This is a genomic window from Streptomyces sp. CB02400 (genome assembly GCF_001905725.1).
GTDB lineage: Bacteria > Actinomycetota > Actinomycetes > Streptomycetales > Streptomycetaceae > Streptomyces > Streptomyces atrovirens.
This window is the reverse complement of the sequence record NZ_LIWB01000041.1, coordinates 1-7945: the sequence shown is the minus strand read 5'-3', so window position 1 is coordinate 7945 and position 7945 is coordinate 1. Positions and strand designations below refer to the sequence as shown.

Annotated in this window: 7 protein-coding genes and 1 pseudogene; 4 read left to right on the top strand and 4 right to left on the bottom strand. The window is 69.1% G+C overall.

The window, feature by feature from the left end; translation table 11 throughout:
* Positions 1–51 precede the first annotated feature (51 nt).
* Positions 52–786: a hypothetical protein gene (locus AMK33_RS40020; protein WP_235618374.1), complete on the top strand. Its 735-nt coding sequence runs from the start codon at positions 52–54 to the stop codon at positions 784–786.
* A gap of 452 nt (positions 787–1238) precedes the next feature.
* On the opposite strand, the gene AMK33_RS40015 is transcribed toward AMK33_RS40020, so the two are convergent.
* Positions 1239–1808, bottom strand: a complete 570-nt coding sequence (locus AMK33_RS40015; RefSeq protein WP_073938147.1) for a hypothetical protein — start codon at positions 1806–1808, stop codon at positions 1239–1241.
* A 1144-nt stretch (positions 1809–2952) separates the two neighbouring features.
* Entirely contained in the window at positions 2953–4017 is a 1065-nt protein-coding gene (locus AMK33_RS40005; RefSeq protein WP_073938145.1) for an alpha/beta hydrolase family protein, read from the bottom strand.
* A gap of 104 nt (positions 4018–4121) precedes the next feature.
* Here AMK33_RS40005 and AMK33_RS40000 point away from each other — a divergent pair, with 104 nt between their 5' ends.
* Positions 4122–4754: a GNAT family N-acetyltransferase gene (locus AMK33_RS40000; protein WP_073938144.1), complete on the top strand. Its 633-nt coding sequence runs from the start codon at positions 4122–4124 to the stop codon at positions 4752–4754.
* Between the two features lie 5 nt (positions 4755–4759).
* The gene (locus AMK33_RS39995; RefSeq protein ID WP_107425381.1) at positions 4760–5635 is read left to right on the top strand and encodes a PaaX family transcriptional regulator C-terminal domain-containing protein; all 876 of its coding nucleotides are present in this window, start codon (positions 4760–4762) and stop codon (positions 5633–5635) included.
* A gap of 33 nt (positions 5636–5668) precedes the next feature.
* Here AMK33_RS39995 and AMK33_RS44620 read toward each other — a convergent pair.
* Together AMK33_RS44620 and AMK33_RS39990 are read right to left on the bottom strand one after the other, a co-directional pair.
* Positions 5669–5812, bottom strand: a pseudogene (locus tag AMK33_RS44620) (IS5 family transposase); the annotation flags it as partial.
* A gap of 573 nt (positions 5813–6385) precedes the next feature.
* A complete protein-coding gene (locus tag AMK33_RS39990; RefSeq protein WP_073938143.1) occupies positions 6386–7213 on the bottom strand; it encodes a helix-turn-helix transcriptional regulator in 828 nt (275 codons plus the stop codon).
* Between the two features lie 162 nt (positions 7214–7375).
* On the opposite strand from AMK33_RS39990, the gene AMK33_RS39985 reads away from it, so the two are divergent.
* Positions 7376–7783: a nuclear transport factor 2 family protein gene (locus AMK33_RS39985; RefSeq protein WP_073938149.1), complete on the top strand. Its 408-nt coding sequence runs from the start codon at positions 7376–7378 to the stop codon at positions 7781–7783.
* Positions 7784–7945 lie beyond the last annotated feature (162 nt).

The window sequence follows — 7945 nt, the reverse complement described above, 5'->3', positions numbered from 1 at the left end:
CCACTTCCCAGGACGCAACCTGGTGGCTTGGGGTAGAGCATGATCTGCCGGGTGAAGAGGGACGCGGATACGGGCGTGAGCGTGGATGGTGCCGACGTGTGGCACGAGCGGCTGGGGTGGGCGTTCGGGCTGACAGCAAGCGATCCGGCTGAACGTGCTGCGGCGCTTGTCCGTCTGGCTGACGCCGAGAGGAACACCCAGGACGCTCTGGATCGGTACAACAGGGCGTGGCGTCGCGGGTATCCGCTGGGGCGGCAGGCGGCGCGCAGAAACTATCTGAAGGCCCTGAGGTGTTCGCTGCCAGGTGGGTTGTGGGACCGGCCGGCCGGTCCCGGCATCAGCACATGGCCGGGTCTTCCCTACGTGCTGTGCTTCCTGGAGTGGGAGGCGAGGTATCCGCAGGAGTGGACGCGGTGTGCCAAGTCGTGGGGCACGAAGGAGGGCCTCATCCGAGACGTGGCTGCCGCTCACCACGATGAGACGGTCAGGAGCAAGCTTGTGGAACTGGTCGAGACCGTCGTCCAGCGGCCCTACCGCTGCAAGGACCGCGAGTACGTGCGCGTGGCCCGGGCCGTGGACAGTGAGGACCTGCGCAGCAGGCTTGGAAGAGCCGCCCGTTCGGACAACCCATGGGCGCAGCGCCACGCCGGATACGTTCTCTGGCTCCTGGACCGTCCCGAGGTGCCCAATACGCGTCACGTCTGGCGGACCTGGCTGGCGACGGCATCCAGAGAGCAAGCACCGACAGGCGTCACCCGGGGCGGAGTGATGGCCAATGACGAGTAGCGTGCCTCGTCGGTGACGACAACTCTGCCTCTTCTGCATGAATCGCAGGTCGGTAACCCGTCCCGGTGACACCTACCGTGCCTCGGCACGGCTGACACGATGCCTGTCGACCGCATCCCTGTGTGGAGAGCTCCACTGCGCGGCTGGATCGTCCTCGTCCGAACGAGTGGAGGTCGGCACTCGGCCGGAAGCGAGCGGAATCGGACGGTGGCGCCCTCGTCGCAGTCAGCGAACCCCGGTGCGCCCACCTACTTCAATGGGCCCAGGATCGGTGGCCATGGCGGGACGGCCCATGACGGACGCGCTGCAGCGAGCGCAGGGCAAGCGGCTGGCCGTGCACCTGCGTCGCCTCAGGCCGCAGCGAGGCTGGAGCCGGCCATGCTCTGGCTGCCCGAGGACGGCATGCCGATGTCGGCCCCGGGCAGTGGAGCCTCACTGCTGGTTGAGCCCTCTCACGGGATGAGTGGAGTCATGGAGCGGGCGTGTTCCCACAGGCCGTGGAGCTGTTCCATGGGCCGCTGCTGTTCGCCGTGGAGGGCGTTGAGGACGACGAGGCATCCGGTGAGGGCCGGCACCGCCCACTGTGCGCAGGCGAGCTGGCGCCGTGCCTTCTCCATGTCGATGGGGTGCCGGTCCGCCTTCTGGCTGTCCTCGGGATCGGAAGAGGAGGCCAGTTCGACCTTTTTGCCGAGGACGCGGGCGTAGGCGGTGGCGGCCAGGGCCGCCGCCGTGACGACGGTCTTGGCCGTGGTGGAGGCGCCCACACCGCGCTGGGTTCTGACCCGGTGGGCGTTCACGGCGAGCAGGCCGCCACCGCCGAACAGGTGCGCGCCGATGGCGGCGGCGTTGACCGGTACCCACTTCGCCCAGCCCACCGAGGCGATCCGGGCCCTGGCGGCGACCGTGGATCCCTCATGCTCCGCCGCCCCGTTCAGCCCGACAGCGCCCATCAGGGAGCCGCCGAACCAGGCGGCCAATCCCACGTCGTGCAGGCTGCGGATGAGGGTGTTGCGTCCGGACATGATCGTGCTCCTCCAGGCAGGTGGGCGGCAGGGCCCGACGACGAGGTGTTGCGCGCTTCTCCACCCTCGCCGAGCCGCGCCGCCACCGCCATCGGGGCTGACCCAGATGATTTCCCCTGGCAGGAAGCGACGATCCGCGAGGCCCGTTGTCTGGAGCGACCGGCAACGGGGTCTTTCCCCGGTAGTTCCGGGTGATACCTCTGATGGCCCGCCGCGGCGAGCGCGGGCACCTGGTGGTACCGCCGGATTCGACTCGTGCCTTCCGCACCGGCGACCGGTACCACCGGCCGCCCGGAGCCGTGGACCGCGTACGTCGTCGCGCCGCTCACCGGGCCATCCTCCGCAGCGCGGTCTCCGTCCACGCCGGGCGGCCGGTGTCCAGGCCGCGCAGTGCCCCATGGATCCAGGGGAAGGATGCCCGGGACAGGTTGTGCGACCGCATGCCGGCGGGCACCTCGCCATCCGCCGCCCGGTCACTGCGGTCTGCTCGGCGACCCTGCGGCCGCCCGGAGCGAGTTGGCCGCCGGCCCGGGCGACGCCGCGATCGTGTGATGGACGGCTGTGCTCGCCGCTGTGCAGTCCGGCGCCCTCGCCGGCCGCCGGCTTCGCCCGCGTCGGCCTTCCGGGCGAAGCGTGGCTGCTCCTGGCCCGGCGCAGCGCCGAGCACATCCATCCAGGCGACGCCGACGAGGTCGCCGAACGCGTCGCCGGCCACCCGCGCGGCTCCGGTGCCCTGCTCCTGGTGGGCCACCTGCTCACCCGCTCCGCCTCTGTCCCAGGTATGGCGCCGAGGTCCGCTGGCACGTCCGGGCCCTGCTTGAGGCGGCGGTAACGCTGCGTCGCAGCGGTCTCCCGCCGGCCCGGAATCCGAGCAGGCACCGCGTCGCACAGTCGGCACGGACTTCGCGCGCCGGCCACGCCGCGCCGGTTCAGCGTGGGCGATCCCATGTTCACCGTCCCCGGGCTGCTGGAGCGGAGGCCATGGGGCTGATGAACGAGGTGGAGATGCGCGGACGCGGTGTGAGAGCGGCACTGGCGTGCGGAGGACCGGCCACAGGCGTGGGTGGAGCGGCGAGCTGCGGCAAATGCACCAGGCCGTAGGCGCGAACGCGCACGACGTGCCGTGGCCGACCTCGCGGACCGGTCATGGCGCGTGGTCGCCGCCTCGGCCGGGTTCCGTCAGGAACTGTCGCTGGTCGTCCAGGAACCCGTCCGCGAAGAGCGAGCGGGGGGAGAAGAGGGCGGTGAGCGTGATCTTGGTGCGCGACCGCTCGATGGACGGTTTGAGCAGTGAATGGGTCGCCTGCGGGTAGCGCTTGACCGTCAATGCACCACCTGCGTCCAGCACCTTGCGGTACGTGCGCTCCGTGTCGGCGGTGTCCACGTTGATGTCATGGCCCGCGAGGGTCAGCAGGACCGGTATGCCGCGCAGGGCGCGGAGGTCCTGCGTGGCGTCCGCGGTGTAGTTCTTGGAGACGAAGCCCCAGCGGTCGGCGGTCATGCCGTCCGCGTCACCGCCCATCGCCCTGACGTACTCCTCGAAGGTCGCGTGGCGTTCCAGCAGCCGGCGGGTGGTGTCGCTCTTGGCGACCTCCGCCTTGGTGCGGGCTGCTGACGCGCCGTCGGCGCGCAGTTCGGCGAGGAGGTTGTGGCGGCCCTGCTGGAGCCAGTTGATCGCGGGCGAGACGGCGATGACGAAGCTCACGGGCGTCTTGGCGGCGATCTTCGGCAGGACCCAGCCCGCCTGGCTGGCGCCCCAGAGGCCGATCCGGTCGCCGTCGATGTCCGGGCGGGCGCGGGCCCAGGCGATGGCGGCGGCCGCCTCGTCGGCCCGGTCGTCCATGGACTGGTCGAGCCAGTTTCCGGGCGCGCCCGCGACGCCGGGCTTGTCCCAGGACAGGGAGGCGTACCCGGCCTTGGCGTTCGCCTCCCACATGGGCTTGTAACCGTCGTCGTGGGTGGCGTCGACGGGGCCGTCGCCGTGGACGTACACGACCAGGCCGTGGCGCTTGCGGCCGTCCTTGGGGACGGTCAGTACGCCGTTGAGGGTGTGGCCGCCGTGGCGGATCGAGACCCGCTGCTCGTGCATGTCGTAGGAGTGTTGCCACAGCACCACACCGACGAGACCGGCGGACACGACCAGGACCGTGACGAGCGACCACACCGCGATGCGGAGCCCGCGCCGTCGGGGCTGAGTCTTGGGACACATGGGACGACCGCCCTTGTTCGGGTTTGGACAAGCCCCAAAAGTATCATTACGAGAACGGTCGTTGTGGGTCTGATAGATTTCAGTTTCAGGGAGAGGGAGGCGGCATGGGAGTGGACGCGACACACGGGACCGGACCGGTGGCGGTCCGGCGAGGCATTCCGGTCGGAGCCGAGCAGCGGGCGGCCGAGCTGTACTGGGACGCCTTCGGCCGCAAACTCGGTCCCGCGCTGAATCCGCCCGGCATGGCGGTGCCCTTCATCGCCACCCACCTGAACGCCGACCGTGCGATCTGTGCGTTCCTCGGCGGACAACTTGTCGGCCTCGCTGGCTACCAGCTCGGTGGACGGGCCCTCACCGGGGGATCGGCCTCCGCCGTGCTGCGCGCGTACGGACGTCTTGGAGGACTGCCCCGGCTCCTGCTCCTCGCCCTGCTCGAACGTCAGCCGGTCCCCGGGCAACTCGTCATGGACGGCATCGCCGTGGCCCCTGAGGTGCGCGGCCGCGGCGTCGGAAGCCTGCTCCTCGAGGAAGTGGCCGCCGTCGCGGCGGAGCAGGACTGCCGGGAGATCAGACTGGACGTGATCGACACCAATCCGCGCGCCAGAGCCTTGTACGAGCGGCGCGGCTTCACGGCCGTACGGACCGAACGCACGCCCTACCTCCGCAGATTGCTGGGGTTCGGCGCCGTGACCACCATGCACCGCCCCGTCGAGGCGGGCGGGCCGAGAGGACTGTGACCCCTGTGACCGACCACGTCGAAATCCCCACCCGCATGCTCGTCCACGCGCTGATCCGGGAGGACGGCACGGTCAGCGCGGACGAGCTCTACACCGTCGCCGCGACCCTCGGCATGAGCGACCAGCAGGTACGGCTGTGCGTCAAGCGCCTCGTGGCCGAGAGCCGCTTCACCCACGAAGGCCGTGGTCGCAAGGCAGTGCTTCACGCCACGGAAGACACCACACAAGCTCTGACCCCTAACGCGGACTTCCTGCGGTATGCATTCCGTCAGGACGCCGGACTCGTCCCCTGGGACGGCGTCTGGCACCTAGCCGCCTTTGCCGTGCCCGAATCGGCGCGCACGGCCCGGGACGCCCTGCGTGAGACGCTCATCCACCTCGGTGGCGCCCCACTCCAGGGCGGACTGTACGTCTGCGCCAACGCCTGGGAACCACATGTCGAAGCCGCGGCGCACCGCCTTGGCGCCCACGATGCGCTCACCCTCCTCAGCACGACGGACCTACGTAGGGGCGACACCCGAGAGCCTGCCGAACTCGCCCGCCGTCTGTGGCCCCTGCCGGAGATCGCCGACCGCTACCACCGCCTCAGCCGCATCGCCCGACCCCGCCTTCACCGACTCACCGGCACTGCTGGACTCTCCCCGTCCGAACTGCTCACCATCGCTGTGGAGCTGGCGGCCGAACTCACCCGTGCCATGGAACCCGATCCGCTGCTGCCGCCTCAGCTCCTGCCCCACCCCTGGCCCGGCACCCAGGCCCGGAAGCTCATCGCCCGATGCTGGGCGGCTCTGACAGAACGTGGCCACGGCGAGGCCCGCCCGACTCTCTTCCGCCTCTACGCCGACATCACCCGAGAAGCAGCGGACCGAGCCACATGCTGACTGGGTATCTTCTGGCTCTTTGTCGGGTTCGGCCGCGGGCTCGATCCCGCGCAGCTCGTGCTCGGGCGGCCGCCCGAACGCCAGGGCCCGGCGGCGGCGCTCGGACCGCCAGGCCGGCTCGACCGGCTCCCAGCGGGCATCGGACGGATCACTCGGATACGCACGACGGACGTTCACTCATGACTGGGATGCACCGCCGGCAGACGAGTGCGCCCGGCGGAACAGGCACACCGGATCCGTGTGGTCTGATTGCAGGCGGCTGCCGTGGTCCTGCGAGAGCGTCGGACGCTGTCCACTGCGTGGCACGCCTCTCGATTGTCTCCGCTGCCTTTCTTCCGGTGCCCTTGTCACTCCCGGATCGCCACGGGCGGCGGTACGGGCGACACGGGCGGAGGCGGTCTGTGTAGTGGTACATGACGGGCTGCACTGGCCGCTCGGCTGGTGAACCACTGTCGCGGCCGGCGGCGACCTGATGGGCGCACGCCTGAACCTTGCTGCGGCGACCGTTGTCAGCCCTCGGGCGGCAGACGGCAAGGCCGTACGTTCCACCGTGGAGAAAGCATGAACCTGCGCAGGTACAGCACGTCGATCGGGCCGCGCCAGCGTGGCGCGGCATCGGCACACGGCTGCCCTGGGCTACTCGAAACAGGCGCGTGAAGCTCCAGAGTGGGCAGTTCCCCGTCCCGAGGGTACGGTTCCACCCGCGCGGCCCGACCTCGGCGGACGCGGTGGCTTCCGTGGTGGCAGCGGTCAAAGGCTCTTCAACGCAGCGGCGCTGGGGCTGCCGGCTTCTGCCGTGTACATCACCAAGGAGAAACCCGAGCCGGGCAGGCTGAGGGTGTGCCGGTCGATTTCCAGCTCGCCCAGTGTGGGGTGATGTAGGTTTTTTCGCACGCTGGGTATGGGGCGCACAGCGTGTTTTCGCCAGCTGTTCGCAAAATCCGGATCGTGGGTGGCGAACTCGTTGATCAGCTCTGCGAGCACTTTATCTGTGGGGTGCAGAACGCTGGCTGCGCGCAATTGAGCGGCTACCTGCTGGGAGAAATCGGACTCCGAACCGGAGGCGCCGGTGCAGAGGGTGTCACGGAATCTCGTTGAGATGCGCGTGAGGTTGCGTTCGTCGGGTGTGAGGCGAGAGAAGTCTGTAATCAGAGCTGCAGCTGCTGTGTTCCAGTCGACGATGTCCTGCCGGTCGTTGACGATGTAGGCAGGGATGCCGTCGAGCCTGCCGAGTAGCTGTCGGGCGTCCCCGGGTACGTGCTCTGGCGCGCCATCGTTCTCTGCCGGCAGCACTTGTCCGGCCAGGCGGGCCAGATGGTCACGCTCTGCTTCAGTGAGCTGGAGGGCCGTCGCCAGCGCGGACAGCACCTGCGGCGAGGGCCGGGGTGCCCGTGCCCGTTCCAGTCGTTCGTAGTAGCTCACCGACACCTGCGCCAGGGCGGCTACCTCTTCGCGGCGTAGTCCGGGTGTGCGACGGGCGCGCCGGCCTGGTGGAAGTGTCGCTTCGGCCTGCACATCTTCTGGTCGCAGGTCCTCGCGGCGGCGGCGGAGAAAATCTGCGAGTTCCTGGCTGCTCACTCCTCCATGCTGTCACAGGAGGGACAGCTAAGCCTCGCACTGCTGGTCCGGGGCTTAGCTGTCCGTTCCACGCCCACGAATCTGCTGTGCATGGTGGCCCGGTCGGTTTGTTGACCACGAGGAGAAACGGTGTCCAGGACCCCTGAGGAGATTTTTCGCCGCATGATCGATCTGATGCTGGCCAAAGACATGAATGCCGTGGCAGATCTGTGGGCGCCTGACGGAATTGCGGAATTCCCTTTCGCGGTCGGGAGCTCCCCTCGTGTTCTCCGCGGACGTGAGGAGGTACGTGCCTACCTCGCTCACTATCCGGACCTGATGGACATGAAGGAGGTGGCCGCGCTTACCGTGCGGCCCACGGATCAAACGGACACCGTCGTGGTGGAGTGGACGGCCACCGGCCGCACCGTGGCCACTTCCCAGCCCTACCGCCTGGACTACATCGTGGTTCTCACGGTCCGCGACGGGCTGATCGCTCTGTACCGGGATTACTGGAGTCCGTTGTCGGCGGCCGCTGCTGCCGGGGGTCTCGCCGGACTGATCGACTCGCTTGAAAGGAAGAACACCTGATGTCCGGAGTGCTCGTGACCGGAGCGACCGGCAAGACAGGCAAGACGCTGGGGTCACGTCCGCTGGAGTGGTGTATCGACGGCCACTCGGCGATCTCGTGTTGAGGCTATGCGGTGAGTCCGGTGGGCAGGGCGGTGTCGTCGGTTTCTGACTCGATCGGGT

Bases quoted from the DNA above. Each gene is read 5' to 3' on its own strand.
- AMK33_RS40015 (WP_073938147.1), bottom strand. From the start codon at position 1,808: ATGTCCGGACGCAACACCCTCATCCGCAGCCTGCACGACGTGGGATTG.
- AMK33_RS40005 (WP_073938145.1), bottom strand. From the start codon at position 4,017: ATGTGTCCCAAGACTCAGCCCCGACGGCGCGGGCTCCGCATCGCGGTG.
- AMK33_RS39985 (WP_073938149.1), top strand. From the start codon at position 7,376: ATGATCGATCTGATGCTGGCCAAAGACATGAATGCCGTGGCAGATCTG.
- AMK33_RS40000 (WP_073938144.1), top strand. From the start codon at position 4,122: ATGGGAGTGGACGCGACACACGGGACCGGACCGGTGGCGGTCCGGCGA.